Below are 25798 nucleotides of genomic sequence, written 5' to 3' on the forward strand. Positions count from 1 at the left end.
AGGTTCGCCGCCGACGGTAAAGTCCCCCTGATGACTCGCGACGACGGCAACCAGGACGACAACCGGCTCGGTTCCTTCCTGCGCAGCCGACGGGAGCGGATCGACGCCGCTTCGGCCGGCGTCGTCGACAACACCCGGCGGCGGGTCAAGGGCCTGCGCCGCGAGGAGTTGGCACTGCTCGCCGGCGTCAGCCCCTCGTACTACACACGCATCGAGCAGGGCCGCGACCGGCACCCCTCCCGCGAGATCCTCGAGGCCCTGGCCCGGGTTCTGCGCCTGGACGACACCGAACGCGGCTACCTCTGGAGCCTCGTGGCCCCGGCGCTCGCGTCCGCCGACGGCCAGGAGGCAGCCGAGCCGGTCCACACCGTACGACCGGGAGTGCTGGTCCTCCTCGAGCGCTGGGCCGACCTGCCCGCCTTCGTCGTCGGGCCCGGCCGCGACGTACTGGCCGCGACCACCCTCGCGACCCGCGTCAACCCGGCATGGAGCGCGGGGCACAACCTGGTCGAGTTCACCTTCCTCGACCCGCGCGCCCGCGAGGTGTACCCCGACTGGGAGGACATCGCCGTGCAGGCCGTCGCGGGCCTGCACACCACCGCGGCGGCGCGGCCCGGCCGACTCGACGGATTCGTGGCGGACCTGCGGGAGCGCAGCGAGACATTCCGCGCCCTGTGGGACTCCCATGAGGTGTACGACAGGGTGGCCGGCGAGAAGCGGCTCGCGGTCGATGGTGTCGGCGAAGACGGCGTCCTCACCCTGGGCTTCGAGACGTTCGCCCTCGCCGGGCCCGAAGGGCATGTGCTGTACGTGTACTTCCCGCGCCCCGGCAGCAAGGAGGACGCCGCGCTGCAGGAGCTCGCCCGGCGGCTGGAGCGGTGATTCAGGCCACCGGGATGAGCGGAGTGTCGAGGAGGCCTCGGTCGCCGTCGGTGCCGTGGGCCAGTGCGGCGGCGACGTCCTCGTGCGGGGCGCCGAGCCGGATCGCGCTGACCGCGTCGAGCTTCTGGAAGTGGTGCGGGGCGAGTTCGACGTTCAGGGCGTCGAGGTAGCCCTCCAGGTGGGCCGGGGTGCGGGGTCCCACGATGGGGATCAGCGAGGTACCGGACCGTGCCGCGCGCCGGCGCAGCCAGGCCAGGGCGACCTGGACCGGGCCCGTGCCCAGCTCGTCGGCCACGGCGAGGACGGTGTCGAGTACGGCGGTGCGCAGGTCACCGCCCTCGACTGGCGCGCCGCCGGCCGCGGCCCGCGCGCTGAGCCGTCCCTGCTCGCCGCGGCGGTACTTCCCGGTCAACAGGCCGCCGGCCAGCGGTGAATAGAGGACGACGCCGAGACCGTGCGCTTCGGCCATCGGCAAGAGTTCTCGTTCCGCGGAGCGTTCGGCCAGGCTGTACTCGGTCTGGATGCCGACCAACGGCATCCGTCCACTCAGCTCCGACCTGACGGCGGCGCCCGCCACCCGCCAGGCCGGGAAGTTCGACAGGCCGCCGTAGCGGATCTTGCCCGCCCGGATCAGGTCCTCGAAGGCGGCCAGGATCTCCGGCAACGGCGTGACCCCGTCGGGAAAGTGCGGCATGAAGACATCGACGTAGTCCGTCCCGAGGCGCCGCAGGCTCGTCTCCAGCGACCGGATCATGGTCTTGCGGCTGTTGCCGGTCGTGCCGGGGCGGATCTCGGCGCGCCTGCTCCCGCTGTACTTGGTGATCACGACGTAGTCGTCGCGCTCGCGGCCCAGCAGTTCGCCCAGGACGGTCTCGGCCTCGCCGTTCTGGTAGATGTTCGAGACGTCGAAGGTCGTCCCGCCCGCCGCCACGAACGACTCGAAGATCTTCCTGGCCCCGGCCGGGCCCGCCGCTGCCCGGGCCGAGCCGAAGTTGGCCGTGCCCAGCACGTATTCCGACACCCGCAGGCCGCTGTGTCGTCCGAAAGTCTGGTAACGCATGGGATCCTCCTCGGATTCTGCGGTACGGTCGACGACACTAACACGTAAAACGAACGGTCATTCTCTTATGCCGAAGGTCAGCCAGGACCACCTCGATGCCCGCCGTCAGCAGATCATCGACGCCGCCCGCGCCCGCTTCGCCGAGCACGGCTTCGCACGGACCTCCATGCCCGACCTCGTCAGGGCCTCCGGGCTCTCCACCGGGGCGATCTACCGGTACTTCAAGGGCAAGGACGAGATCGTCGCCGCGATCTGCGAACAGTCGAGCCAGGCGCTGCCCGCGGAGCTGACCGCCGAGTCCATCCACGACTTCCTCGAGCACATTCGCACCCTGGCGCGCGACGAGGGCCACGCCCGGCTGGTCGCCCAGATCTACGCCGAGGCCGCCGTCTCGCCGGACCTCGCCGCGCTCGTCGACCGCCAACTCGGGGAACTGCGCGCGGCGGTCGCCGCGTTGCTCCCCGGTCACGAGCCCGCGCGTGCGGCCCGGATCGCCGAGGCGTTCGTGGCTCTGTGCCAGGCCTACAGTCAGCAGCTTGCCGTGCGGGGCGATGTCGATCCCGGCCCCTTCACGACGGCGCTCGTCGCGATCACCGAGTCGTAGCCGAGGAGTTGGTTCGCCTTCCGTCCGATCGCTCTGCTGCCGTGGCGCTCGTGGCGGCAGCAGTCACGCGACCACTTGAACCGGTCGCGCCCCTACCCGGGCGTCCCAGCGCGATGCCGACCAGGACCAGCGCCATGCCCGCCGTCTGGCGCACGGTGAGCGGTTCACCTCCGAGTGCGACGCCGAGAGCCACGCCGGTGACCGGGTTGAGCAGTCCGATGAGGCCGACCGTGGCGGCGGGCAGGTGGCGCAGGCCGGTGAACCAGGCGACGAACGCGAGAGCCGTGGCGATCACGGCCGTGTAGGCGAGGGCCGCCACACCGGGGGCGGCGAGCGGCGGGGGTCCGCCCTCGAAGACGAGGGCCGCGACGAGCAACAGCACTCCCCCGAAGGTGAGTTGCCACGCCGTGGTGGCCAGGACCCCGGCCTCGGAACCCCAGCGCTTGGACAGGGCGTAGCCGATGGAGGACGAGGTGAGGGCGCCCGCCGAGGCGAGCAGGCCGGAGACGCTGGGCGCGCCCGCCTGGCCGGCCAGCATCAGCACCACACCGCCGAGGCCGATCGCGGCCCCGGCCAGCGGTGCCACCCGTGGCCGTTCGGACAGCAGGGCCCACGCGCTGAGTATCAGGGCCGCCGGGGACAGCGCCATCAGCGTCGACGCGGTCGCCGTGGACAGCAGGTGGGCGGCGAGGTAGACGAGCAGGAAGAACGCGCTGGTGTTGAGCAGTCCGAGCACCGCGGACCGCCACCACCAGACGCCTCGCGGAAGCTTGCGGGACAGGGCCAGCAGCAGACATCCGGCCGGCAGGGCCCGCAGCGCGGCGCCCCACCAGGGACTGTCGGCCGGGAGGTACTGATGGGTGACGAAGTAGTTGGCGCCCCAGGCCACCGGGGCGAGCGCCGCGACGGCGCCCCACCGGTAAGTAGTTTCCATGGAAGCTAATATAGCTTCCATGGAAGATAACTCGTCCAGTGCGGACATGGCTCCCCCGGACACCGCTCACATGGATCACGTCGCCCGCATCCAGGCCGCCTGGCGTCGGGAACGCCCCGACCTGGACGTCGCACCGCAGGGCGTCATCGGCCGCCTGCACCGGATCGCGACGCTGCTCACGCAGGAGTTGTGCACGGTCTACGGCCGATACGACCTCAGCGAGGGCGAGTTCGACGTGCTGGCCGCGCTGCGCCGCGCCGGCGCCCCCTTCGAACGCGCCCCCGGCGAACTGGCCGCCCACACCATGGTCACCACCGGCGCCGTCACCAAGCGCATCGACCGGCTGGAACGCGCGGGCCTGGTCGCGCGGCGCCGCGCCACGGGGGACGGACGCGGCCGGGTCGTGGCCCTCACCGACGCGGGCCGCACCCTCTTCGACCGGGCGTTCACCGACCACATCCGCAACGAGCACCGGCTCCTCGCCGCGCTGCCTCCGTCCGAGGCGGCGGCACTGGAGCACCTCTTGACGTCGTGGCTGGGCCGATTGGAGTCGGCGGCACCGGGCCCGGAGTGATCCGGCCCTCGACTCAGCCGGCCGCGCCGGACACCGGGGCCCCGGCGGTCGGCGCCGCGCGGAGTTCCTCTGCCACGAGACCTCGTACGCGCTCACGCTCGGCACGCCCCCAGGTCTCCTTCGTGACCAGGATGCCGATGAGGCCGATCACGGCCGCGCCGAGGTAGAGCAGCGCGGCGCCCGGCCAGCCGAAGGCGCCCACCAGGGCGGCGGCGAGCAGCGGGGCGAAGCCGCCGATGGCCGCCGCGACCTGGTAGCCGAGCGAGGCGCCCGATGTGCGGGTCGCGGTGCGGAACTGCTCGGTGAGCAGGGAGCCCTGGGTGCCGGTGAGCGAGGCGTGGATGAGGCCGATGCCGATGATGAACACGGTGACGACCAGGGCGGGTTGAGCGGAGTTGGTGAGCAGGTACATGGGGAACGCGAAGAGGATGGCCGCCGTGCAACCGGCGATGTAGATGGGCCGCCGTCCGATGCGGTCGGTGAGCGCGCCTGCCAGGAAGGTGACACCGATGGCCAGAACGCTGGCGACGGTGATCGCACCCAGGGCGACGGGCCGCAGGTCGGGGTGGTGGTCGGTGATGTAGCTGAGCAGATAGGTCGCCGTCGAGTAGTAGGCGAAGGACTCGACGACGCGCAGCGCGATGACCCGCAGGATGCCGCGCCAGTCCCCCTTCAGCGTGGCCAGGAAGGGATTCCGCTCCGTCCTGCCCTCGGCCCGGGCCTCCTTGAACTCGGGGGATTCCGAGAGCCGCGAGCGCACGATCAGCGCGGCGACCACGAGGACGGCGCTCACCAGGAACGGGGTCCGCCACTGCCAACTGCCTTCCAGCGTGGCGCTCCAGGCGAACACACCGCTGGCGAGGGCGATGCCCAGCGGGTTGCCCGACTGGGGTATCGCGGCGAACATGCCGCGCCGGTGCCAGGGCGCGTGCTCGTACGCCATGGTGATCGCCCCGCCCCATTCGGCGCCGAACGCGAGGCCCTGGATCATCCGGATCACGGTCAGCAGGATCGGTGCGAGCACGCCCACCTGTCCGTACGTGGGGAGCGCGCCGATGAGGAACGTGGCCGCGCCCATGACGATCATCGCGGCCACGAGGACGGGCTTGCGGCCGAACTTGTCGGCGAAGTAGCCGCCGACGGCGCCGCCGAGCGGGCGCATGACGAAGCCGACCGCGAGCGTCGCGAAGGAGAGCAGGGTGCCGACGAAGCGGTCGCTCTCGGGGAAGAAGACGGCGCCGAAGTAGAGGGCGGAGGCGGTGCCGTAGGCGATGAAGTCGTAGTTCTCGACGCTGGTTCCGAAGGCGGCGGCGATCGCGGTTTTGACGCGGTCCTTGGAGCCGAGCACGCTCGGCTGTCCGGCGGGGGTGCGGGTGGACATGGGGATCTCCTGCGGGTTCGGGGCACGTGCGGGTACGCCGAGGGGACGCCCGGCGCGGTGTGTGCGCGGGCGTGGGGAGAGGGCGTCGGTGCGGGGAAAAGCAGGGGTGGTGCGGCGGGGGTGTGTCAGGCGGGGGTGGGCGTCAGTTCGTCGAGCGCGTTGAGTTTCGCGACGCGGCGGCGGGTGTCCGCGTCGTCGTCGAAGGTGGCGCCCAGGAACTCACGGACGATGTCGGGCACGAGCGCGTGCGGCACGAGCCAGGCACCCATGGCGATGGCGTTGGCGTCGTCGTGCTCGACCGACTGATGGGCGGAGTACGGCTCGTGGGCGAGGCCGCAGCGGATGCCGGGCAGCTTGTTGGCGGCCATGACGGCGCCCTGTCCGGTGCCGCACACGAGCACGGCGCGGTCGGCGGCGCCGCTGAGCACGGGCTCGCAGGTGGCGCGGGTGATGTCGGGGAAGTCGACGGGTTCGCTGCCGTGGGTGCCGCAGTCCACCACGTCGTGCCCGAGCGCCTCGATGGCCTGTCGGACGGCGTGCTTGAGTGCGAAACCTGCGTGGTCCGCGCCGAGGGCGACCCTCATGCGTTGTCCTGCCTTTCGAATTTTTGTGACTCAAGTGCCGTGCGGGCACTCACTGTTGGGCCTTGGGCGCCCGGTCGACGAAGGACGTGGGGACGCGCTCGCCCGCGGCCGGGCGACCGGCGATGAGGTCCACCACCCCGCGTACGCCGAGGCGGCCGATCTCCGCCGCGTCCTGGCGGACCGCGCTGATGGGTGGCGAGGCGAACTCGAACCAGTCGAGGTCATCGACGGACACGACCTCGATGCGGGCCGCCTGTTCGACGCCGAGCCGCTCGCGCAGCGCGCGCACGGCACCGAGGGTGGTCAGGCCGTTCGCACCGAAGACCGCCGTGAACGGGACGCCGCGGTCGAGGACGCGGTGCATGGCCTTGGCGGCCCCGTCGGAGAGGAAGTCACCGGCGTCCAGCAGCCGTTCGTCGGTGCTGATGCCGTGCCGCTCGCGCCCGGCGAGGTAGGCGGCGCGGCGCTCGGCGCCGGTGGAGATGGCGTCGGGGCCCCCGATGAAGGCGACGTCACGATGCCCGCGCCGCTGCAGCCAGTGGAGCACCTGCCCGACGCCCTGCGCGTTGTCCGTCCCGTACATCGGCGCGTCGAGTCCGTCGATCGTGCGGTTGAGGAAGACGAGCGGAAGACCGGAGGCGACGGTGGCGGCGAGCTGCGGCGAGACGGTGCTCTGCGGCGCGAACAGCAGGCCGTCGATGCGCTGCGAGGCGAAGGTCCGGAGGTAGGCGTCGGCCTGGTCGGCGTCCTCGTTGGCGTTGGCCAGCAGGACGGTGTAGCCGTGCCTGCGTGCCTCCTGCTCGGCGGCGTGCGCCAGTTCGGAGAAGAACGGGTTGCGGATGTCCGAGACGAGCAGCCCCAGTACGTCGGTCCGGGCGCGCCGCAGGGCACGGGCGGGCCCGTTGGCCACGTAGCCCAACTCGGCGGCGGCCGCGAGCACTCGCGCGCGGGAATCGGCCGAGGTCTGACTGCTCCCGCTGAGCACCCGCGACGCGGTCCCGAGCGCGACCCCGGCCCGCGCCGCGACGTCCTTGATCGTGGCCATCCGTTGCTCCACCTCCTCGTGGATTCCATGGAAACGTTTCCATAGCATGGATGACTTTAAGATCGCATACGGGGCGGGGCGTGGGCAAGGGGTCGGCGGGGCGAGCACACCGGCTGAGCCCCGGGACTCGGTCCCCTGAGTGCGGCCGGTGCGGCGGGCTTTGATTGGGTGGGCGTTCCGTGTCAGACGTGAAAGGTGTCCGAGATGTCATTGCCGAGTGAGCTGGCCGCCGTCCTGGACGGGCCGGCCATCTGTTTCCTGACGACACTCATGCCTGACGGTTCGCCGCAGATCACTCAGACCTGGGTGGACAGGGACGGGGATCACGTTGTCATCAACACGGTGACCACCCATCAGAAGATGCGGAACATCCGCCGCGATCCGCGCGTCGCCGTCGGCATCGCGGATCCGGCGGAGCCCTCGCGGTACTGGGCCCTCCGCGGCCGCGTCGTGACGTCCACGACCGAGGGCGCGGAGGCGCACATCGACAAGGTGGCGCACAAGTACCTGGGCGGGCCCTACCCCTGGTTCGGCGGGCGCGACCAGGAGCGCGTCCTCCTCGCCATCAGCGCCGACTCGGTCCACTCCCCGCGCGGCTGAGCACGAAGGGGCGTGGGAGCCTGACGTCCTCGCCGTCTACGAAAGGCCGATTCCAATGGATGGACGCATTCAGCAGCTCGAGGCCGTGCTGTTCGACACCTTCGGTACGGTCGTCGACTGGCGGACCGGAGTCGCGGCCGCCGTCGACGACTTCGCCGCACGGCACGGCCTGACGCTCGACGGGACCGCGTTCGCCATGCGCTGGCGGGAGCTCTACCAGCCGGCGATGGAACCCGTACGCACCGGTCGACGGGGATTCGTGCCGCTCGACGTGCTCCACGCGGAGAACCTGCGGACCGTGCTGGGCGAGCACGGCGTCGACCCCACGGCGTTCGACGAGGCCGAGTTGAGGTGGCTCAACGAGGCGTGGCATCGGCTGCCGGCGTGGACCGATTCCGTTCCTGGTCTGGAGCAACTGGCCAGGAGCGTGACGACCGGGGCGTTGTCGAACGGCAACCTCGCGCTCCTGTCCCGCCTGGCCAAGCACGCGGGCCTCCCCTGGGACGTGATCGTCGCCTCCGACATCACCCGCGCGTACAAACCCCAACGCGAGGCCTACGAGCGGGCCGCCGCCTTCCTGGGGCTGCGCCCCGACCAGGTCATGCTCGCGGCGGCCCACAACGAAGACCTGCGCGCCGCCCGGGACGCGGGCCTTCGGACCGCCTTCGTCGCGCGGCCGACCGAGTACGGACCCACGCAGACCAAGGACTTGGCACCCGACGCAGATTGGGATCTGGTGGCGGGTGACCTGGTCCAGTTGGCGGCGCTGGTGGGTGACAGGCCCTGGACCGCGGACCGGCACCTCGCGCCGTACCCGGGGCGCGCATAGCGGACTCACATGTGGTGCGCGGTTCCGAGCTGGTCCGCGGCGGCCTTCACCGTCTGCTCGAGCAGCACCGCGATGGTCATCGGCCCGACGCCGCCGGGGACCGGGGTGATCAGACCTGCTCGGGTGAGGGCGGTGTCATGGTCCACGTCGCCGACGTTGCCGGGGTTGTAGCCGGCGTCGATCACGACCGCGCCCGGTTTGATGTCCGCACCGCGGATCAGCCGGGGCCGCCCCACGGCCGCCACCACGATGTCCGCTTCCCGGAGGTTCGCCGACAGGTCGGTGGTGCGGGAGTGGCAGTAGGTCACCGTCGCGTCCTTGGCCAGCAGGAGCATGCCGACCGGCTTGCCGAGGATCGCGCTGCGTCCCACCACCACGGCCCGCTTGCCGGCGAGTTCGACGTCGTACGCCTCGAGCAGGCGCATGATTCCGCCAGGCGTGCACGACACGAAGCCGGGCCGCGCGAAGCTCATCGCGGCGAAGGATTGCATCGTGACGCCGTCGACGTCCTTCTCCGGCGCGATGGCCTCGAACGCGGCCCGCTCGTCGATGCGCGGGCCGCAAGGGTGCTGGAGCAGGATGCCGTGCACGTCCGGATCGCCGGACAAGTCCGAGAGGGTGTGGACGAGTTCGGCGGTCGTGGTGGTGGCGGGCAGGCCGATGTGCCGGGATGTGATGCCTGCCTTCGCGCACCGTGCCCGCTTCATGCGGACGTACGTGGCGGACGCGGGGTCCTCGCCCACCAGTACCGTCGCCAGACAGGGGCTGACTCCCGTGCGACCGGTGATCTCCGCCGCTCTGGCAGCGGTCTCCGCGACGATCCGTGCGGCGAGGCCGGAGCCGTCCATGAGGTGAGCCGTGCGAGTCTCGGACATCGTTGCCCTCCAGGCGTTGCTGACCACTCGCCCAGGCGCACGGCAACGACATCGTGTCGGACCGCTCCCCGGTGGTGCTCCACCTCAGCGCCAGTCACGGCCCACGGGGAACTGTAGTCGACACCGCAGCCGCACGGAGCGCGCCGGCCACGAAGGCTCGTTCCGGCGAAAGTCCGCCGAAGTGCTCGTAAGATGCCGGGGTGCCAAGACTCATACCGAGGAGCCGCCGCGCGTGGGTTGTCGCGTGGGCGGTGCTGTGTGCGGCCGGCCTCGCCGTCACCTTCGGCCTCAACGCCTCCCCGGAGCCCGATCCGAAGCCCGGAAAGCCCGTCAGCGCCCGGTGCGCCGAGCTGATCGCGGACCTCGAGAAGCAGTTGGCCAAGAACGAGCAGGACGGCAAGAAGGACGGGGCGGTGGCGTTCTCGCGCGTCCGGAACGCCGGCGAGGACGACTGCCACGAGGCGCTCCGCGACCACTTCGGCGGTGGATGACGATGCGCTTCGTCATGCTCGTTGCCGCCCTGGTCGTGCTGGTCGCCGTCGGCGTCGGGCTGGCCGTCGCGATGACGGCCGCATCGGGACCTGAGCCACGGCCCACGCCGACGCGCGTGTACTCCTCCTGCCTGGCGGCGGACACCCGGCCACTGGCCCCGGGCGACGACCCTTGCGAGGGCCCCGGGAACTGAACAACTCCCCTGCCGCTGCTACGCGTTGTCCCCCGGCCCGTGCAGTCGGCCCGCCGCGATCACGGCCGCCACCGACCGCAGCGCCCCGAGGTCGGCGAGCGGGTCGCCGGTCACCACGAGGATGTCGGCGCTGTAGCCGGCAGTGAGCCGGCCGGTCGTCTCCTCAAGGCGCAGCGCGCGAGCGGCTTCCGTCGTGGCCATGGCGAGGACGCGGTCGTTGGGCAGGCCCAGGTGCTCGTAGAACGTGAGGCTGGAGGGCAGGCCGTCGAACCCGGCGCGCTGGACGCCCGCGTCGGTGCCCGCGATCAGCCGCGCACCGGCCTCGGCCATCCGACGCACCGCGCCGAACATGGCCTCGGCGCGCTCGGCGCCGAAGAACTTCGGCAGCATCCGCCAGTTCGGGCTGACCGTGGGGCAGACGTGGATGTTCCGCTGGACGATCTGGTCGAGCACGTCCTGGCGGACCTCGAATCCGTCGGCCGTCATCCAGGTGCAGTGCTCGATACTGTCGACGCCCGCCGCGACAGCGGCCGTGATGCCGTCGACGCCGTGCGCGTGCGCGGCGACCGGCAGCCCTGCGCCGTGTGCCTCGTCGACGAGCGCCGCCAACTCCGCCTCGGACAGCTCGGATTCCCAGCTCTTGGCTCCACCCTTGGTGAGGCCGCCGCCGGTCGCCATGACCTTGATGACTTCGGCGCCCGCCTCCACGTTGCGCCGAACCAGGCGCCGCAATTCGTCAGGGCCGGAGGCCTCGCCGCCGAGGAACCAGCAATGGCCACCGGGCGGAGTGACCGGCACCGTGGCCGGGACGACACGCGGGCCGACGGCCGCGCCCTCCTTGATGTCCCGGGCGAGACGCACCGCGAGGCCACCCCGGTCACCCAGATCTCGGACCGTCGTGACACCGACGCTCAGCAGCTGCTCCGCCCGACCCGCCATGGCGGCGAACAGCGCCTCGTCGCCCTGCTCCTGGAGCGTGGCGACGGGGTCGGGGCCCGCGTCGAAGCAGAGGTGCACGTGGGCATCGATCAGGCCGGGGAGCACGGTTCCGGCAGGAAAGTCGAGCCGAGGCTCATCGGGCCGCGCCCGGCGCTCGACCTCTTCGCGCGGGCCGACGCAGGCGATGACGCCCTCGCGTACGAGCACCGCGCCGTCGGCCAGGGCGTCACGATCGGGTCCGACCAGGACGTGCGCGGCGGTGATCAACATGAGGCGCGGCTCTCCTTCGTGTGTCTTGTCTTCATCGTCGTCCAGTCACTCCACCATCACCGCCATCACCGCACCAAACAGCAGTCTCCGCACTTGCCGCCGCCGGGCGCGCGGTAAAAGAGGCAACAGCTGCGTCGCCGGAACGACAGATCGGCTCCGGTGATCCGGCCCGTGCCCCGCAGTCGGCCCGTCTCCAGCAGTTCGCGTGTCAGACGCGTGAGATCCGTACGCAACTCGGGCCGCGACCTCAGTAGTTGGGCCGCCGAGCCGACGAGCGCCGACGCGGAATTACCGGCCAGCAGGCGCGGCGCCACCTTGGTGGTGAGGGCGTTCTCGACCGCCTCCAGGACGCCGTCCACCTGCTCGTGGACCGCGTCGGCGAGTGACGGGAGTTCCGCCGCGCGTCGGCCCTCGGGTCGGCGCAGCCGGATGGCCGAGCCCTCGCCCGACCACTCCACCGCGCTCATCGTCGGCACGATCCCGTGGACGAGCGCGCAGGCGAGGACCGGTGACCAAAGGCGGGCCGCGAGACCCAGGTGGGCGATGGAGACGCCGATACGGGGTTCGGGTGTGCGGTAGTGGTCGTTGACCGCCTGGGCCCGTTCGGCGAGCCCGGCGCGCACGAGCCGTGCGTCGGCGTCGACTTCAGCTTCAACTTCGGCTCCGGCTCCGGCTCCGGACGACCGCGTCGGGGCCGTGTCGAGGGCGAAGAATCCGCCGATCCGCGACACGTCGCGCAGCGCCTCGGCGACCTGTTCCGGCGCCACTTCCGTCTGCGCGAGCCGTTCGGGCATACCGCTTCCTCCCTCTCGCCGAGGAGTTCCGCACCGGTTCCTCGGGGCCGCCGTCGCCCGTGTTCGCGGCCATGATGCCATCCGGCGCCGAGCGGCCGGCGGGCCGGACGTTGTGGCGGCCGCCGGGCGCGGACCCGTAGGGTGAACGACGCAGCTGGTTCGCCCCGCCCGCCAGACGGGGCGTCGCAAGAGGGAACCCGGTGGGAATCCGGGACTGCCCCGCAGCGGTGAGTGGGAACGACCGCCGTCATACGCACTGGACTCCGGAACAGGGGTCCGGGAAGCGACGGTCACTAGGTGTCCGCCCTTTCGGGTGGGCGTGCCCGCGAGTCCGAAGACCTGCCGACTGCCCGCGCACGGACGAATCGTGCGCGGAGATCTCGGTGACCTCGAGGGCGGGTCGGCGTACACATACCGGCGGAAGGCCGCGCCTCGCAGCGCGCGGTCGCCGCCACGGTGGTGTCACTCCTTCGTGCCGCAGAAGCCTCCGGGATCCCAGGGATACGTCTCTCGAAGGAGATTTCCGTGACCACCAGGACCGCGATCACAAAGACCGCAGCCGCACGGGCCACCGTGTACGGCTACCCCCGCCAGGGCCCGAACCGCGAACTGAAGAAGGCGATCGAGGGCTACTGGAAGGGCCGCGTCGCCGCCGACACTCTCCGCTCCACCGCCGCCGAACTGCGCCGCGCCACCTGGCAGGACCTGGCCGCGTCCGGCATCGACGAGGTGCCGACCGGCGACTTCTCCTACTACGACCACGTCCTGGACACGACCATGATGGTCGGGGCGGTGCCCGAGCGCCACCGGGCCGCCGTCGCGGCGGACGCCCTGGACGGGTACTTCGCCATGGCCCGCGGCACCCAGGACGTCGCTCCGCTGGAGATGACCAAGTGGTTCGACACCAACTACCACTATCTGGTACCGGAGTTGGGTCCTGACACGGTGTTCACCGCCGATTCCGGCAAGCAGGTCGCAGAGCTGCGAGAAGCCCTCGGCCTGGGCCTTGACGGTCGTCCGGTGCTGGTCGGACCTGTCACCTATCTTCTCCTGTCGAAGCCCGCCCCGGGCGTGGCGGACGATTTCGATCCGCTCACCCTGCTGGACCGGCTGCTGCCCGTATACGCCGAGGTCCTCACCGACCTGCGCGCCTCGGGTGCCACCTGGGTGCAGCTCGACGAGCCCGCGCTGGTCCAGGACCGCACCCCGGCCGAGCTGAACGCCGCCGCCCGCGCCTACCGTGACCTCGGCGCCCTCGTCGACCGCCCGAAGCTCCTGGTCGCCTCGTACTTCGACCGGCTCGGCGAGGCCCTGCCGGTGCTCGCCAAGGCCCCCGTCGACGGCCTCGCCCTCGACTTCACCGGCTCCGCCGCCGCCAACCTCGACGAACTCGCCGCCGCCGGCGGCCTGCCCGGCAAGCGCCTCGTCGCCGGCGTGGTGGACGGCCGCAACGTCTGGGTCAACGACCTGGAGCGGTCCCTCGCCACGCTCGGCACCCTGCTCGGGCTCGCCGAGCGCGTCGACGTGGCCGCTTCCTGCTCGCTGTTGCACGTCCCGCTGGACGCGTCCGTGGAGCGGGACATCGAGCCGCAGATCCGGCGCTGGCTCGCCTTCGCCCGCCAGAAGACCACCGAGGTCGCCACCCTCGCCAAGGGCCTGACCCGGGGAACCGGCGTGGTCTCGGCCGAACTCGCTGCCAACCGCGCCGCGTTGAACTCGCGCGCCACCTCGCCCATCACGCGCGATCCGGCGGTGCGGAGGCGCGCCGCCGCCGTCACCGAGGACGACGGGCGCCGCTCGCAGCCGTACACCGAGCGGACCGCCGCCCAGCGGGCCCTCCTGAACCTGCCGCTGCTGCCGACCACGACCATCGGCTCGTTCCCGCAGACCGGCGAACTCCGCGCCGCCCGAGCCGACTTGAGGGCCGGACGCATCGACACCGCGGGGTACGAGGACCGCATCAGGAACGAGATCCGTGAGGTCGTCTCCTTCCAGGAGAAGGCCGGCATCGACGTGCTCGTGCACGGCGAGCCCGAGCGCAACGACATGGTCCAGTACTTCGCCGAGCAGCTCACCGGCTACCTGGCGACCCAGCACGGCTGGGTCCAGTCGTACGGCACCCGCTACGTCCGCCCGCCGGTCCTCGCGGGTGACATCTCCCGCCCCGAGCCGATGACCGTGCGCTGGGCGACGTACGCCCAGTCGCTCTCCGACCGCCCCGTCAAGGGCATGCTCACGGGTCCCGTCACCATGCTCGCCTGGTCCTTCGTCCGCGACGACCAGCCACTTGGTGACACCGCCCGACAGGTGGCCCTCGCCCTGCGCGACGAGGTCAACGACCTTGAGGCGAACGGCACTTCGGTCATCCAGGTCGACGAGCCCGCGCTGCGCGAGACGCTCCCGTTGCGCGCCACCGACCACGCGGCCTACCTCGCCTGGGCCACCGAGGCGTTCCGCCTCACCACCTGCGGCGTCCGGCCTGACACGCAGATCCACACGCACATGTGCTACGCCGAGTTCGGTGACATCGTGCAGGCCATCGACGACCTCGACGCCGACGTCATCAGTCTGGAGGCCGCCCGTTCCCACATGCGGGTCGCCCACGAGCTCGCCGCTCACGGCTACCCGCGCGAAGCCGGTCCGGGCGTGTACGACATCCACTCGCCGCGCGTTCCGAGCGTCGACGAGGCGGTCGCCCTGCTGCGTACGGGACTTGAGGCCATCCCGGCCGAGCGGCTGTGGGTCAACCCGGACTGCGGGCTGAAGACCCGCGGCTGGCCGGAGACCCGCGCCTCCCTGGAACACCTGGTTGCCGCCGCACGCACGGTCCGTGAGGAGCTCGGGCGGACCGCACCCTGATGCGCGGTCCTGCCCCTGGTGCACCTGTCGGCACCAGGGGCAGGGCGCGCACCGGCTCACATCAGGCGGTGGGCGCGTACGTGCGCTTTCCCCGCCGGTACGCGATCTCGCCGAGCGCGATGTCGCAGAGCATGAACGCCGCGAGCGGGACGCCGAGCAGCGGCACGAAGTAGCCGAGCAGCGCGATCACCGCCATCAACGGCACCAGGACGTACGGCGGCACGTGCTGCCAGGCTCCGCGCGGGACGGGCCGGCCGAAGGCGGAGCCGCGCCCGCGCTGCCACCACATGCGGTACCCCCACACGATGAGGAGCACCACCGCCAGGGCGAGGGCGGCGAGGGCGATCTGGTTGACGAGGCCGAACAGGTTGCCGGTGTGCAGGTCGATGCCCCAGCGGGACAGCTTGGCGAGCACCGGGTAGTCCGCGAACCGCACCTCGTCCGTGACCTCGCCGCTCGCCGGGTCGACGGCGACGGCGTCCTGCTTCTCCGGCCAGCTCCGCTGGATCTGCTGGACGACGTACGCCGAGGAGGAGTCGGCGGGCGGGACGATCTCCACGGGGTTCGAGAGGCCTTCGGCGCGGGCCGACTTCAGCACCGCGTTCAGGCCGACGTCACCCCCGCCCTTCTCGGCGCCGGCCCCGCCCATGTCCATGCCCTCCATACCTTCCATGCCCTCCATACCGGCCATGTCATGGCCGGCGTGTTCACCGCCTGGAGTCACGGTCGCGGAGACGGTCGGGGTCGTCTGGCCGAGCGCGGCACGCAGGTCGGTGATGTTCGCCCCTGTGTACGTCGACCAGGTCAGGCCCGTTGCCGACAGGAAGAAGAGTCCGAGCGCCGCCCAGACACCCACCGAGCCGTGGAGCGACAGGGTGCGCCTGCGGCCGGTCGCGCCGCGGATCGCGCGACGGGAACGGCGCCTGCCGAACCAGAGGACGAGGCCGCCGCCCGCGATCACCCACATCCAGCTCGCCGCGAACTCGCTGTAGAGGCGGCCCACTTGGCCGAGGTGGAGGTCGCGGTGGAGCTCGTCGATCCAGGTGCGCAGCGGCAGCGCGCCCGTCGATCCGTACTGTTCGAGGGCGCCGCGCACCTCCCCGTTGTACGGGTTCACGAACACCGCGAGCGTGTAGTCGGCGTCGACTCCCGGCACACCGGAGAGCATGACTCGGGTCGTCGCCCCGGCCTCGGGGGAAGGCCGTACCGCGCTGATGTCTCCCTCCGGATGAGCCTTGCGGGCGGCGGCGACCTGATCGGCGATCGGCAGCTCGGACTTGCCCACGGGGACGTTCAGCTCATGGGCGTACACGATCTTCTCGGCCTGGAACGAGCCCGCGTAGAGCAGGCCCGTGACCGCGGCGACGAACAAGAACGGGGCGACGAACACCCCGGCGTAGAAGTGCAGTCGCAGCACCAGCGGGCGCAGCGACGCCCAGGTCGACCGCTCGACGGGCGGCGACGGCGGTGCGTGCTCGGTCTGTTCCGCTGGGCGCGGTTCAGAGGTGTCGGAGGTTTCTGAGGTGAGGGACAACGTGGTCCTCCAGTTTCGGGCAGCACGGAGTCCGGGCGCGGGCCGTTCGGCCCTGGGCACATCCGGATCCGGTGCGTTGCATGGGGACTCGGCCGCGCGGGTGTGCGCACGGCCGATGCCCGAGGGTGCGGCGCAGCCTCGGGTGAACCGGCTGTCGTCAGGCGACAGCGTCCCCTGCGGGCGGGCCCCTGGAGGTGATCGTGTCGGCGAGGAGGAGGTCACGGGGCGTACGGTCGCGCCGCGTGCGGCGGACCTGGACGCGCGGCCGGTGCGGCGGAGCGGGAAGGCGGAGCGGGAGCCTCAAGGGCGCGACGATCCGCCCGACGAAGGACCTCGCGATGCGGAACGCGGCCTGCTCGCCGTACGCGAGCCAGAGTCCGCTCAGCACGGCAGCCAGGAGGTGGGCCACGAGCATGCCGGACGGTGACATGCCGCCCATGTCATGACCGTGCGATTCCATCTCGGGCATGTCCGCCATGCCGGCCATGCCATGCATGCCACTCATGCCGCCCATGGGGTCGGCCGGCATGGAAGCCGTGGGCACACGGCACAGCACCTGGTCCAGCCACCGGCCCGCGACGGAACCGCCGGACGCCGCCGGGTGCGCGAAGACCTGCGCCCACGAGAAGAAGAGATGAAGTGCCGCCTGTGCGGCCACGGCAAGACCCACGACCGGCAGGAGCCCACGCTCACGCCCGGCCGGCACACAAGCCGCCCCACCGATGACCACGAGGCCTGCGGCCAACGCCCACCAAGGCACGGTGTCACCGGACATGAGCGTGTGCGCGAGTGCTGTGAGCAGCACGCAGACGGCCGCGAACACCGCGGCCCGTCCGGCGCGGGCATCCCAGCCTGTAGTCATGGCGGTCCATCTTGGCATCCGTCGACCGGTGATCACCGGCAGGTGGTCAACTCCCCCACCGTCCGCCCGCTTTTGCTTCACCTTTGCCTTTCGCCCACCACTGCGTACTATCGCCTGGTCATCGCCGCGACGGGAGACAGGAAGCCGGTGCGAATCCGGCACGGTCCCGCCACTGTGACCGGGCAGCGCGAGCCAGCGCTGCGCGGGAGTCAGGTCACTGACCCGTCGCGGGCTTATTCCGAGGAGCGCGGACTCCGTAGGAGGCTTCACGTGTACGACGGTCCATGCCGTCCCCCTTCCCTTTCCCTCCCCCGGGTGCGACGACGGCGTGTCGTCGTGCGCTTCGGGGCCACCCTCGCCGCGCTGTCGGCGACGGTGCTCGCCGCCGGCTGCGGCCCGTCCGGGTCGGCCGCCGAACGCGCCGGCGGCCCGCAGTCGTCGATCACCAAGGGCTTTCCCGTCACCATCGACGACTGCGGCGTCAGGACGACGTACGAGAAGCCGCCTTCGCGCGTGGTGACCATCCATCAGCACCCCGTCGAACTCATGCTCTCCCTCGGCCTGAAGGACCGCATGGTCGGCACGGCGTTCCCCGACTCGGCCGTCCTGCCGAGCCTGCGCAAGGACTACGCGTCGGTTCCGAAGCTGTCGGCGAGGGCGCCCTCGTTCGAGAAGGTCCTCGAAGCCGAACCCGACTTCGTCTACGGCGGCTACTCCAGCGCATTCGCCGAGAAGGAGGGCCGTTCACGCAAGGCGTTCGCCGACGCGGGCATCGACACGTACCTCAACCGCGAGTACTGCGGCGAGAAGAACGTGACCATGCGGGACACCTACGCCGAGATACGCACCATCGGCAAGATCTTCGGGGTCCCCGACCGCGCCGACGCCCTCGTCTCCGACCTCCGCCACCGGGTCGAGAAGGCGAGCGCCGCCGTCCAAGACGAACCGGACGTCCCCGTGTTCGTGTACGACAGCGGAGACAAGTCCGCCTTCACCGCGGGCGGCAGAAGCCTGGGCACGCACCTGATCCACGAGGCGGGCGGCCGCAATGTCTTCGCCGATCTGGACGATGTGTTCGGCGACGTCTCCTGGGAGCAGGTGGTCGACCGGGGGCCCGAGGCCATCGCGATCTACGACTACGCGGGCGACAAGAGCGTGGAGCAGAAGAAGCGGTACCTGCTCTCGCAGCCCGCGCTCGCGGACGTCCCCGCCATCAAGCACAAGCGGTTCGTCGTGCTGCCGTTGACCGCGACCCTGGTGGGTGTCCGGTCGGCGTACGCGGTGGAGGGTCTGGCGCGCGGACTGCACCCGGAGAGCTTCAAGTGACGGCGTCCGTCGTGGGCGACAAGGAACCGGTCGACCAACGACCAGGTGGCAGACAGTCAACTGGCGCGCGTCGACGGCACGTTGGGCAGGGAGCGAGACTCACCGCCACCCTGTTCCTGCTCACCGCACTGCTCGTCGTCTCCCTCACGGCCGGACTCGCCATCGGCTCGGTGCACGTGCCGCCCGGTGAGGTGTGGGGCATCGTGACGCACGCGCTCGGCGCCGACTGGTGGGGGGACGCGGACTGGTCGCGGGCGCGGGAGACGATCGTGCTCGACGTGCGCGCGCCGCGTGTCCTGCTCGGCGCGACGACCGGGGCCGGACTCGCGGTCGTCGGCACCGCTCTGCAGGCGCTGGTACGCAATCCGCTCGCCGAGCCGTACCTTCTCGGCGTCTCCTCCGGTGCCTCGCTCGGCGCGGTCGCGGTCCTCGTGTTCGGGGTCGGTGTGTTCGGGGCGATGTCGCTGTCGGCGGCGGCGTTCGCGGGCGCGCTCGGCGCACTCGTCCTCGTCTACGCCACCGCACGCACCGGCGGCCGCATCACGTCCGGTCGCCTGATCCTGTCCGGTGTGGCGGTCGCGTCGATCCTCAGCGCGCTGCTCAACCTGCTGCTGCTCACCACGGACCGCGGCAACGAGGCACGTACGGTCCTCGCCTGGACGCTGGGCGGCCTCGGCGGGGTGTCCTGGAACTCGCTGTGGCTGCCGGGTCTTGCCCTGCTGCTCGGGATCGGCGTCCTCATGGTGCAGGCGCCGAACCTGAACCTGCTGCTCGCGGGCGAGGAGGCCGCCACGACGATGGGCCTGGACGTGGCCCGCTTCCGCGCCCGCATGTTCGTCCTGGTCTCGCTCGTCACCGGTGTGCTGGTCGCGGCGGCCGGGCCGATCGGCTTCGTCGGCCTGATGCTGCCGCACATCGTGCGCCTGCTCGTCGGCGGCGACCACCGGCGCGTGCTGCCGACGGCCGCGCTCGGCGGGGCGGTCTTCCTCGTGTGGGCGGACATCGCGGCGCGGACGGTCGCCGCGCCCATGGAGATCCCGGTCGGTGTGCTGACGGCGCTGTGCGGAGGGCCGTTCTTCCTGTGGCTGATGCGACGGGACGCGCGGCGCAGGAACGCGAGAGGTGTCGGATGACGGCGGCCGATCTTCACGTCGAGGGTGTCACGCTCACCGCGGGCGCCCGGCGGCTCGTCGACGACGTCTCGCTGACCGCCCGCCCGGGCGAGACCATCGGCCTCGTCGGCCCCAACGGCAGCGGCAAGTCCACGCTGCTGCGGGCCGTGTACCGGGTACTGCGCCCGGACACGGGCACGGTGCGGGTGGACGGCGCCGACGCGTGGGCGCTTCCGGTACGCCGGCTGGCCCGAACCGTCGCCGCAGTCGTGCAGGACGCCGGAGCCGACGTGGACCTGACGGTGGGCGAGGTCGTCGCGATGGGCCGCGCCCCGCACAAGCGCCTGCTGGCGGGCGACACCGCCGAGGACGCCGACCTGATCGAGGCGGCACTCGCCTCCGTGGACGCCGCCGACCTCGCCCACCGCCCCTTCGACCACCTCTCCGGCGGCGAACGCCAACGCGTCCTCATCGCACGGGCCCTCGCCCAGCAACCGTCGCTTCTCGTCCTGGACGAACCCACCAACCACCTCGACATCCGCCACCAGTTGGAGATCCTCTCGGCCCTGCGCCGCCTGCCCACCACGGTGCTGGTCGCCCTCCACGACCTCAACCTGGCCGCCCACTACTGCGACCGCCTGTACGTACTCCGAGCCGGCGAGGTCGTCGCCGCGGGCCCACCGGGCGACGTCCTCACACCACGGCTCCTCTCCGAGGTCTACGAGGTGTCCGCCGAGGTCGCCGTCCACCCGCGCACGCGTCGGCCGCAGGTGACGTATCTGCCGGACGACGAAGGAGGTTCTCGATAGGGCGGTCCGTGCGATTCGGGAATCCCGGGAGATGCCGGAGGCGTTCGGTCAATAACCCGTCCCTCGCCCCTGCTTCGTCCGGGAGACCCTCGCCCATGTCGGATCTCATGTCAGAGCCACAGATCGATGCCCTCGTGTTCGACGTGCTGGGCACGCTCGTCGACGAGCCCGCCGGGATCCGCGCCGGCATTCGTCGCCTCGCCCCAGCCATCGGCGACCCCGACGTCGAGAAGCTCCTGGCGCTGTGGCAGCAGCACATCGAGCGCGAGCAGCAGAGCGTGCTCGACGGCGGGCGGCCCCACCTCGCGAGCGACGCCCTCGATCTGGAGGCCGCCCGGCTCGTCGCCGATGCCGCCGGGGTCGACGATCCGGCCGCGGTGGCGGAGTTGGCCCTGACGGGGCGCAGGCTCCCGCCGTGGCCGGACACGGTGGCAGGACTCGCCCGGCTCGCCGAGCGGTACCCGTTGATCGGGCTGTCCAACGCGAGCCGGACGGCGCTCCTCGGCCTCAACTCCCACGCCGGACTGCGCTGGCACCAGGCGCTGTCCGCCGAGGACGCCCGTTCCTACAAGCCGGACCCGGCCGTCTACCGACTGGCCGTCGCCGTCTCCGGACGACCGCCGGAGCGGCTCCTGATGGTCGCCGCCCACGCCTGGGACCTGCGGGCGGCGCAGGCTCTCGGTTTGCGCACGGCCTACGTCGCCCGTCCCGTCGGCGACCCGCCCGCCCCCTCGGACCGGTTCGACCTGTACGCCGACGATCTGGCCGGGCTCGCCGCCCTGATCGGGGCGTGACGGCAGGACCGTATTCAGGTGCGCGGCAGGAAGCCGGCGATGTGCGCCGCCACGACGTCGGGGACGAGTGACGGCGCGAAGTGCATCTGGCCGGGGAGCGTCGTGTACGTGACCCGGGGCAGCGCCGTCGCGAGCCGGTCGAGGGTCTCCGGCATCGGCTGCCAGGTGTCGGCGCCCCGCATCAGCAGGGTCGGGACGGTGACGTCGGTCCAGCGGTCCACGCCCGCCGAGTCGGCGATCAGCGATTCGAGGTCGCGGCACCAGCCGTGCGCCTCGTCGGGCTCGGCGTCTCGTTCAGTGTCCGGCTCGGTGCCGTCGGACTCGCCCGCGTCCATCATGTCCAGGAGTGCCGCCGGGATGCGGGCCACCTTCTCGGCGAGCAGCCGGTCGGCGCGCCGCTGCTCGCCCTTCGCGGTCAGCTGCTCGAACTCCTCCAGTACGGGCGCCAGTTCGTCGCCCACCGCGAACAGTGGCGGCTCCCACAGCACCAGTGAGCGGACCGGCAGGCCGGACGCCGCCGCGTGCAGGGCGACGTTGGCGCCGTAGGACATGCCGACCACGTGCACGGGGCGGCCGATCTCGGTGATGAGTGCGTCGAGATCCGCCACTTCGTCGGCGAAGCTCTTGGGTGAGCGGCCCGGCCCGCTCGGGGCGTAGCCGCGGCGCACGGGAGTCCACACCTCGTAGCGGTCCGCGAGGAGTTCGGCCACCGGCTCCCAGGAGTGCAGCCCGCCGCCGGAGCAGTGGACCATGACCACCGGCGGTCCCGAACCGAACTGACGGTAGGCGATCGCCGTACCGTCCCTGGACTCGACTGACGCAACAGGCCCGAAGGGGGACTCGGGTGACTCGAACTCGCTCGGCATGGCAGGACCGTCGCACGCCGAGTCGGGAGCGGTCCATCCAATTTCGCCCCTCGCGAGACGGGCGGCGGCGGCAGGTGGGCGCGGCGACACGGCCCGGCGCCGGATCTCCCGCCGCCCCCGTGGGTGACACTGAACCGACCAGACGGAGCAGAGAGGTTGGATCATGACTCAGGCGGTTGTCGCAGGGCTCGAGAAGATCCGGGGCGACCTGGCCGATCTCTACCGGGACCTGCACGAACACCCGGAGCTGTCACTGCAGGAGACGCGCTCGGCCGAGCTGCTCGCGGGTCGTCTGCGGGCCGCCGGTGTCGACGAGGTCGTAGAAAACGTCGGCACGACCGGCGTGGTCGGGGTCGTGCGCAACGGCGAAGGCCCCGTGGTCATGCTGCGCGCCGACTTCGACGCGCTGCCGGTGGAGGAGAAGACCGGACTGCCCTACGCCAGCGTCGCCCGCGGTGTGGACCACGAGGGCAAGGACGTGCCGGTGATGCACGCGTGCGGGCACGACATGCACGCGGCCTGCCTGGCCGGGGCGGCGGCCCTGCTGACCGGCGCGCGCGACCAGTGGAGCGGCACGTTGCTGCTGGTCTTCCAGCCCGCGGAGGAGCTCGGGTGCGGCGCCCGCGGCATGGTCGACGACGGTCTTTTCGAACGCTTCCCCACGCCGGAGGTCGTGCTGGGCCAGCATGTGGGACCGCTGCCCGCCGGGTTCATCGGCCATGGCAGCGGTCCGGTGATGGCCGCTTCGGACTCCCTCGATGTCACCCTGCACGGTCGCGGCGGGCACGGTTCCCGCCCGGAGGCCGCCATCGACCCGGTCCTGATGGCCGCCCATGTGGTGACCCGGCTGCAAGGTGTCGTCGCCCGCGAGGTGCCTCCGTCCGAGACGGCGGTCGTCACGGTGGGCCGCATGCAGGCCGGCACCAAGGACAACATCATTCCCGACGACGCGGAGCTGGGCATCAACATCCGCTCCACCACGGCGTCCACCCGCGAGCTCCTCCGTTCGGCGACCGAACGCGTCGTGCGGGCCGAGGCCGTGGCCGCAGGCGCCACGCGCGAGCCCGACCTCGCCTGGACCGGGAGCGTTCCCGCCCTCGTCAGCGACCCGGATGCCACCGCCACCACGCTGGCCGCGTTCGCCGGCCACTTCGGCGAGCAGCGGATCATCCCCATGCCGCCGGTCAACGCCAGCGAGGACGTGGGGGTGTTCGGCGAGGCGATCGGAGTGCCGACCGTCTTCTGGTTCTGGGGCGGCCTCGACACCGAGACCGTTCTGGCCGCACTGCGCGACGGCAAGCTCGACGACCTGCCGGCCAACCACTCCCCGCACTTCGCCCCAGAGATCGAGCCGACACTGAGCACCGGCGTGGAGGCGCTCACCGTCGCCGCGCTGACCTGGCTGGGCGCCAAGGAGGGTCAGCCGGGCACCGGGGCCGGTCAGTAGTACCCCTTCGACCCGTCGATCAGTTCCCGCACGATGTCCGCATGGCCTGCGTGCCGTCCGGTCTCCTCGATGAGGTGGATGAGCATCCAGCGCAGGTCGATCTTGCCGTCGCCGTACTTGGGGTGGCGGCCCGTGTCGTCGAGGGAGGCCGTGGCCACGATCTCGTTGCTGCGGGCGCACTGGGACTCGTAGGCGACCAGCAGTTGCTCGAGGGTGATGCCTTCGGTGCGCCAGTCGTCGTCCTCGTCCGACTCGCCGAAGGACGGGTTCACCGACTCGTCGCCGCCGAGGAACAGCACCTCCAGCCAGGTGTGTTCGACCCAGCGCATATGGCTGATGAGACCGGCCATCGTCATCGCGGGCGATGTCGGGACGACGCTGCGGCGCGCGTCCTCCTCGCTCAGTCCTTCGCACTTCCACCGCAGGATCTGTCGCTGGAGGTCCAGCCAGCCGATGAGCGCCGTGCGCTCGTCGGCCTGGAACGGAGGGCGTTCGAGTGAAGGGGCCATGCCCACGGACGCTAGCGTGCCCGGTCCCCGGATGTCTGCGGGTTTTCGGCCGGAGCGGACGAGCACCGTGTGCATGTAACACCCACCGGTCGCTCGGCGCTGTCTCAGGCAGGGGCTCCTCGGCAGTCGGCGGCCGAGGGGCCCCACGGTCATGGGTGCGGGGCGGGTCAGGGCAGCCGGGGCCGCGCGGCGCGCGGGGAGCCGGTGCGGCGGCGTCCGCCGTGTGGTGTGCCGTCGGCGCCGCGCACGGAACGGACCTTCCTGCGGGCCCAGTTGGCCGATCGCGCGCTGAACCGCCGCCAGGCGCGGGCGCGCCGGGAGGCACGTAGCTCCTCGAAGAGGGTGTCGTAGCGCGCCACGACGAGCTCGGGGTCGTAGCGGTGCGCGGATTCCTGGGCGGCCGTACTCATCTCCTTGCGACCCACATCGTCACCGATCAGGTCGAGCATCGCCGCGGCGAGCGCACGCGCGTCACCGACCGGGACGAGCCGCCCGTCGACGCCGTCCGTAATGATCTCGCCGGGTCCCAGCGGCGCGTCCGTGGAGACGACGGGGACCCCGCAGCGCATCGCCTCGACCAGCGTCATCCCGAAGGACTCCGCGTCCGAGGCGCTCACCACGATCGAGGCCCGCGCGAACTCCGGCTCGATCGGCGCGATCGCACCCATCAACCGGGCCCGGCCGCCGAGCCCGAGGTCGGCGACCAGCTCGCGCAGCCGCTGCTCCTCTCCCCCGGCGCCGTAGATCCGCAGCTCCCAGCCCGGTGCCCGCTCCGACACCTCGGCGAAGGCCTCGAGGAGCAGGTCGTAGCGCTTGCCCGCCGCGAGTCTGCCCGCGGCCGCGATGACCTTCGACGTGCCGTCCGAGGGCGGCACGGGGAACGACGGCACGATGTTCGGCACGCACCGGACGCCGACACCGGGCAGCGGCATCCGCTGCCGGTACACCTGCGCGTCCGCCTCCGTCATCGTCACGACCGCGTCGAGCGAGCGGTAGTGGTGGCGCAGCACGGCCCGCAGCTTCTTGCTGTGCGCGTCGTGCCGCAGGTGTTCCTGCGCGATCCGCAGCGCACGCTTCGGGCCCCACAGGGACACGTACACGTTGATGCCGGGGCGGGTGCCGATGACGACATCCGCGTCGCAGTGCTCCTCCAGGTACTCCTTTGCGCGCTGGTCGTGCAGCAGCGTGTACTGCTTGTGGCGCTTCTCTGCCGCCGGGAAGGCCCGCGCCGGACTGCCGAACGCGGCCAGGCGGCTGTCCCCGCCGTCCGCCCGGGTGTCCACCAGCGGTACGAGGGTGATCCGCGGGTCGACCGCGAAGCGGGGGTTCGCCCGGTGCCGGGACATCGAGACGATCTCCACTTCGTGGCCGCCGTGCTCGACGAGCGCGGCGGCGAGGTTGAGCGTGGTGCGCACCGTTCCGCCTATGGCGTACGCGTTGTGCAGCAGGAACGCGATCTTCATGTGCAAATGCCTTCCTCGGCGGGCGGACGGTGCGGGCCCGTACCGTTCCCGACATCCCTCGATATCGGTGACAGAGTGGGTGCTGTGGGTAAGGGAGCCGTCCCCCGCCGGTGAGAGGCGGGTAAGAAGCCCTCCGTCCGGCGGCCGGGCGGTCGATCCGG

At 71.6% G+C, this 25798-nt stretch carries 26 protein-coding genes and 3 riboswitches; of the genes, 13 read left to right on the plus strand and 13 right to left on the minus strand.

Annotated elements, in window-relative coordinates; genetic code table 11:
• Positions 1-30: 30 nt before the first annotated feature.
• Positions 31-882 carry a helix-turn-helix domain-containing protein gene (locus tag ACOKM3_RS02485; protein WP_426896395.1) on the plus strand — a complete coding sequence of 284 codons (852 nt, stop codon included), beginning with the start codon at positions 31-33 and terminating at the stop codon, positions 880-882.
• Position 883: 1 nt separating this feature from the next.
• Here the strand turns inward: ACOKM3_RS02485 and ACOKM3_RS02490 are convergent, their stop codons facing one another.
• Positions 884-1942, minus strand: a complete 1059-nt coding sequence (locus ACOKM3_RS02490; RefSeq protein ID WP_426896397.1) for an aldo/keto reductase — start codon at positions 1940-1942, stop codon at positions 884-886.
• Positions 1943-2009: 67 nt separating this feature from the next.
• On the opposite strand from ACOKM3_RS02490, the gene ACOKM3_RS02495 reads away from it, so the two are divergent.
• Positions 2010-2546 (plus strand): TetR/AcrR family transcriptional regulator, encoded by a 537-nt coding sequence (locus tag ACOKM3_RS02495; RefSeq protein ID WP_426896399.1) that lies wholly within the window; start codon positions 2010-2012, stop codon positions 2544-2546.
• On the opposite strand, the gene ACOKM3_RS02500 is transcribed toward ACOKM3_RS02495, so the two are convergent.
• Positions 2533-3528 carry a DMT family transporter gene (locus ACOKM3_RS02500; RefSeq protein ID WP_426896401.1) on the minus strand — a complete coding sequence of 332 codons (996 nt, stop codon included), beginning with the start codon at positions 3526-3528 and terminating at the stop codon, positions 2533-2535. The two genes, ACOKM3_RS02495 and ACOKM3_RS02500, sit on opposite strands and share 14 nt — an antisense overlap.
• On the opposite strand from ACOKM3_RS02500, the gene ACOKM3_RS02505 reads away from it, so the two are divergent.
• Positions 3527-4054, plus strand: a complete 528-nt coding sequence (locus tag ACOKM3_RS02505; protein WP_426896403.1) for a MarR family winged helix-turn-helix transcriptional regulator — start codon at positions 3527-3529, stop codon at positions 4052-4054. The genes ACOKM3_RS02500 and ACOKM3_RS02505 overlap by 2 nt on opposite strands.
• Positions 4055-4067: 13 nt before the next feature.
• Here the strand turns inward: ACOKM3_RS02505 and ACOKM3_RS02510 are convergent, their stop codons facing one another.
• The 3 genes from ACOKM3_RS02510 to ACOKM3_RS02520 all read right to left on the minus strand — a co-directional run bounded on the left by ACOKM3_RS02510 (position 4068) and on the right by ACOKM3_RS02520 (position 7064).
• Complete coding sequence (locus ACOKM3_RS02510) at positions 4068-5435, minus strand: MFS transporter (protein WP_426896405.1); 1368 nt, start codon at positions 5433-5435, stop codon at positions 4068-4070.
• A gap of 125 nt (positions 5436-5560) precedes the next feature.
• Positions 5561-6019, minus strand: coding sequence for an RpiB/LacA/LacB family sugar-phosphate isomerase (locus ACOKM3_RS02515; protein ID WP_426896407.1), 459 nt, complete (start codon positions 6017-6019; stop codon positions 5561-5563).
• Between the two features lie 49 nt (positions 6020-6068).
• Positions 6069-7064, minus strand: coding sequence for a LacI family DNA-binding transcriptional regulator (locus tag ACOKM3_RS02520; protein ID WP_426896409.1), 996 nt, complete (start codon positions 7062-7064; stop codon positions 6069-6071).
• Between the two features lie 204 nt (positions 7065-7268).
• Between ACOKM3_RS02520 and ACOKM3_RS02525 the strand changes: the two genes are divergently transcribed.
• On the plus strand, positions 7269-7664 hold the full coding sequence (locus ACOKM3_RS02525) for a PPOX class F420-dependent oxidoreductase (protein ID WP_426896411.1): 396 nt from the start codon (positions 7269-7271) through the stop codon (positions 7662-7664).
• Between the two features lie 55 nt (positions 7665-7719).
• A complete protein-coding gene (locus tag ACOKM3_RS02530) occupies positions 7720-8493 on the plus strand; it encodes a haloacid dehalogenase type II (protein ID WP_426896413.1) in 774 nt (257 codons plus the stop codon).
• Positions 8494-8498: 5 nt separating this feature from the next.
• On the opposite strand, the gene ACOKM3_RS02535 is transcribed toward ACOKM3_RS02530, so the two are convergent.
• A complete protein-coding gene (locus ACOKM3_RS02535; protein ID WP_426896415.1) occupies positions 8499-9368 on the minus strand; it encodes a bifunctional 5,10-methylenetetrahydrofolate dehydrogenase/5,10-methenyltetrahydrofolate cyclohydrolase in 870 nt (289 codons plus the stop codon).
• A gap of 22 nt (positions 9369-9390) precedes the next feature.
• Positions 9391-9476: riboswitch (ZMP/ZTP riboswitch) on the minus strand.
• Between the two features lie 92 nt (positions 9477-9568).
• Between ACOKM3_RS02535 and ACOKM3_RS02540 the strand changes: the two genes are divergently transcribed.
• Positions 9569-9859, plus strand: coding sequence for a hypothetical protein (locus ACOKM3_RS02540; RefSeq protein WP_426896417.1), 291 nt, complete (start codon positions 9569-9571; stop codon positions 9857-9859).
• A gap of 2 nt (positions 9860-9861) precedes the next feature.
• The gene (locus tag ACOKM3_RS02545; protein ID WP_426896419.1) at positions 9862-10053 is read left to right on the plus strand and encodes a hypothetical protein; all 192 of its coding nucleotides are present in this window, start codon (positions 9862-9864) and stop codon (positions 10051-10053) included.
• 18 nt (positions 10054-10071) lie between these two features.
• On the opposite strand, the gene ACOKM3_RS02550 is transcribed toward ACOKM3_RS02545, so the two are convergent.
• Positions 10072-11262, minus strand: coding sequence for an amidohydrolase family protein (locus ACOKM3_RS02550; protein WP_426896421.1), 1191 nt, complete (start codon positions 11260-11262; stop codon positions 10072-10074).
• Between the two features lie 65 nt (positions 11263-11327).
• Positions 11328-12056 carry a (2Fe-2S)-binding protein gene (locus ACOKM3_RS02555; RefSeq protein WP_426896423.1) on the minus strand — a complete coding sequence of 243 codons (729 nt, stop codon included), beginning with the start codon at positions 12054-12056 and terminating at the stop codon, positions 11328-11330.
• Between the two features lie 151 nt (positions 12057-12207).
• A riboswitch (cobalamin riboswitch) is annotated at positions 12208-12405 on the plus strand.
• Positions 12406-12581: 176 nt separating this feature from the next.
• Here ACOKM3_RS02555 and metE point away from each other — a divergent pair.
• Positions 12582-14915, plus strand: coding sequence for a 5-methyltetrahydropteroyltriglutamate--homocysteine S-methyltransferase (gene metE, locus ACOKM3_RS02560; protein WP_426896425.1), 2334 nt, complete (start codon positions 12582-12584; stop codon positions 14913-14915).
• Between the two features lie 61 nt (positions 14916-14976).
• On the opposite strand, the gene ACOKM3_RS02565 is transcribed toward metE, so the two are convergent.
• Both ACOKM3_RS02565 and ACOKM3_RS02570 read right to left on the minus strand, forming a co-directional pair.
• On the minus strand, positions 14977-16449 hold the full coding sequence (locus tag ACOKM3_RS02565; RefSeq protein WP_426896427.1) for a PepSY-associated TM helix domain-containing protein: 1473 nt from the start codon (positions 16447-16449) through the stop codon (positions 14977-14979).
• Positions 16450-16606: 157 nt separating this feature from the next.
• A complete protein-coding gene (locus ACOKM3_RS02570; RefSeq protein WP_426896429.1) occupies positions 16607-17311 on the minus strand; it encodes a hypothetical protein in 705 nt (234 codons plus the stop codon).
• A gap of 98 nt (positions 17312-17409) precedes the next feature.
• Positions 17410-17551: riboswitch (cobalamin riboswitch) on the plus strand.
• Positions 17552-17581: 30 nt separating this feature from the next.
• On the opposite strand from ACOKM3_RS02570, the gene ACOKM3_RS02575 reads away from it, so the two are divergent.
• From ACOKM3_RS02575 to ACOKM3_RS02590, 4 genes are all read left to right on the plus strand, one after another.
• Positions 17582-18637, plus strand: a complete 1056-nt coding sequence (locus ACOKM3_RS02575) for an ABC transporter substrate-binding protein (protein ID WP_426896431.1) — start codon at positions 17582-17584, stop codon at positions 18635-18637.
• Positions 18634-19770 carry a FecCD family ABC transporter permease gene (locus ACOKM3_RS02580; protein WP_426896433.1) on the plus strand — a complete coding sequence of 379 codons (1137 nt, stop codon included), beginning with the start codon at positions 18634-18636 and terminating at the stop codon, positions 19768-19770. The genes ACOKM3_RS02575 and ACOKM3_RS02580 overlap by 4 nt, the downstream gene beginning before the upstream one ends.
• The gene (locus ACOKM3_RS02585) at positions 19767-20558 is read left to right on the plus strand and encodes an ABC transporter ATP-binding protein (RefSeq protein WP_426896435.1); all 792 of its coding nucleotides are present in this window, start codon (positions 19767-19769) and stop codon (positions 20556-20558) included. The genes ACOKM3_RS02580 and ACOKM3_RS02585 overlap by 4 nt, the downstream gene beginning before the upstream one ends.
• Before the next feature lie 107 nt (positions 20559-20665).
• Positions 20666-21352 (plus strand): haloacid dehalogenase type II, encoded by a 687-nt coding sequence (locus tag ACOKM3_RS02590; RefSeq protein ID WP_426896437.1) that lies wholly within the window; start codon positions 20666-20668, stop codon positions 21350-21352.
• Positions 21353-21366: 14 nt separating this feature from the next.
• Here the strand turns inward: ACOKM3_RS02590 and ACOKM3_RS02595 are convergent, their stop codons facing one another.
• Complete coding sequence (locus ACOKM3_RS02595; protein ID WP_426896439.1) at positions 21367-22218, minus strand: alpha/beta fold hydrolase; 852 nt, start codon at positions 22216-22218, stop codon at positions 21367-21369.
• A gap of 163 nt (positions 22219-22381) precedes the next feature.
• Here ACOKM3_RS02595 and ACOKM3_RS02600 point away from each other — a divergent pair, with 163 nt between their 5' ends.
• A complete protein-coding gene (locus ACOKM3_RS02600) occupies positions 22382-23665 on the plus strand; it encodes an amidohydrolase (RefSeq protein ID WP_426896441.1) in 1284 nt (427 codons plus the stop codon).
• Here the strand turns inward: ACOKM3_RS02600 and ACOKM3_RS02605 are convergent.
• Positions 23659-24174: a DinB family protein gene (locus ACOKM3_RS02605; RefSeq protein ID WP_426896442.1), complete on the minus strand. Its 516-nt coding sequence runs from the start codon at positions 24172-24174 to the stop codon at positions 23659-23661. The two genes, ACOKM3_RS02600 and ACOKM3_RS02605, sit on opposite strands and share 7 nt — an antisense overlap.
• 167 nt (positions 24175-24341) lie before the next feature.
• Complete coding sequence (locus ACOKM3_RS02610; protein ID WP_426896444.1) at positions 24342-25637, minus strand: glycosyltransferase family 4 protein; 1296 nt, start codon at positions 25635-25637, stop codon at positions 24342-24344.
• Positions 25638-25798: the final 161 nt, after the last annotated feature.

This window comes from Streptomyces nidicola (assembly GCF_050106155.1).
Lineage (GTDB): Bacteria > Actinomycetota > Actinomycetes > Streptomycetales > Streptomycetaceae > Streptomyces.

Bases quoted from the DNA above. Each gene is read 5' to 3' on its own strand.
- ACOKM3_RS02485 (WP_426896395.1), top strand. From the start codon at position 31: ATGACTCGCGACGACGGCAACCAGGACGACAACCGGCTCGGTTCCTTC.
- ACOKM3_RS02490 (WP_426896397.1), bottom strand. From the start codon at position 1,942: ATGCGTTACCAGACTTTCGGACGACACAGCGGCCTGCGGGTGTCGGAA.
- ACOKM3_RS02495 (WP_426896399.1), top strand. From the start codon at position 2,010: ATGCCGAAGGTCAGCCAGGACCACCTCGATGCCCGCCGTCAGCAGATC.
- ACOKM3_RS02505 (WP_426896403.1), top strand. From the start codon at position 3,527: ATGGCTCCCCCGGACACCGCTCACATGGATCACGTCGCCCGCATCCAG.
- ACOKM3_RS02500 (WP_426896401.1), bottom strand. From the start codon at position 3,528: ATGTCCGCACTGGACGAGTTATCTTCCATGGAAGCTATATTAGCTTCC.
- ACOKM3_RS02510 (WP_426896405.1), bottom strand. From the start codon at position 5,435: ATGTCCACCCGCACCCCCGCCGGACAGCCGAGCGTGCTCGGCTCCAAG.
- ACOKM3_RS02515 (WP_426896407.1), bottom strand. From the start codon at position 6,019: ATGAGGGTCGCCCTCGGCGCGGACCACGCAGGTTTCGCACTCAAGCAC.
- ACOKM3_RS02520 (WP_426896409.1), bottom strand. From the start codon at position 7,064: ATGGCCACGATCAAGGACGTCGCGGCGCGGGCCGGGGTCGCGCTCGGG.
- ACOKM3_RS02525 (WP_426896411.1), top strand. From the start codon at position 7,269: ATGTCATTGCCGAGTGAGCTGGCCGCCGTCCTGGACGGGCCGGCCATC.
- ACOKM3_RS02530 (WP_426896413.1), top strand. From the start codon at position 7,720: ATGGATGGACGCATTCAGCAGCTCGAGGCCGTGCTGTTCGACACCTTC.
- ACOKM3_RS02535 (WP_426896415.1), bottom strand. From the start codon at position 9,368: ATGTCCGAGACTCGCACGGCTCACCTCATGGACGGCTCCGGCCTCGCC.
- ACOKM3_RS02545 (WP_426896419.1), top strand. From the start codon at position 9,862: ATGCGCTTCGTCATGCTCGTTGCCGCCCTGGTCGTGCTGGTCGCCGTC.
- ACOKM3_RS02550 (WP_426896421.1), bottom strand. From the start codon at position 11,262: ATGTTGATCACCGCCGCGCACGTCCTGGTCGGACCCGATCGTGACGCC.
- ACOKM3_RS02555 (WP_426896423.1), bottom strand. From the start codon at position 12,056: ATGCCCGAACGGCTCGCGCAGACGGAAGTGGCGCCGGAACAGGTCGCC.
- ACOKM3_RS02570 (WP_426896429.1), bottom strand. From the start codon at position 17,311: ATGACTACAGGCTGGGATGCCCGCGCCGGACGGGCCGCGGTGTTCGCG.
- ACOKM3_RS02585 (WP_426896435.1), top strand. From the start codon at position 19,767: ATGACGGCGGCCGATCTTCACGTCGAGGGTGTCACGCTCACCGCGGGC.
- ACOKM3_RS02590 (WP_426896437.1), top strand. From the start codon at position 20,666: ATGTCAGAGCCACAGATCGATGCCCTCGTGTTCGACGTGCTGGGCACG.
- ACOKM3_RS02595 (WP_426896439.1), bottom strand. From the start codon at position 22,218: ATGCCGAGCGAGTTCGAGTCACCCGAGTCCCCCTTCGGGCCTGTTGCG.
- ACOKM3_RS02600 (WP_426896441.1), top strand. From the start codon at position 22,382: ATGACTCAGGCGGTTGTCGCAGGGCTCGAGAAGATCCGGGGCGACCTG.
- ACOKM3_RS02605 (WP_426896442.1), bottom strand. From the start codon at position 24,174: ATGGCCCCTTCACTCGAACGCCCTCCGTTCCAGGCCGACGAGCGCACG.
- ACOKM3_RS02610 (WP_426896444.1), bottom strand. From the start codon at position 25,637: ATGAAGATCGCGTTCCTGCTGCACAACGCGTACGCCATAGGCGGAACG.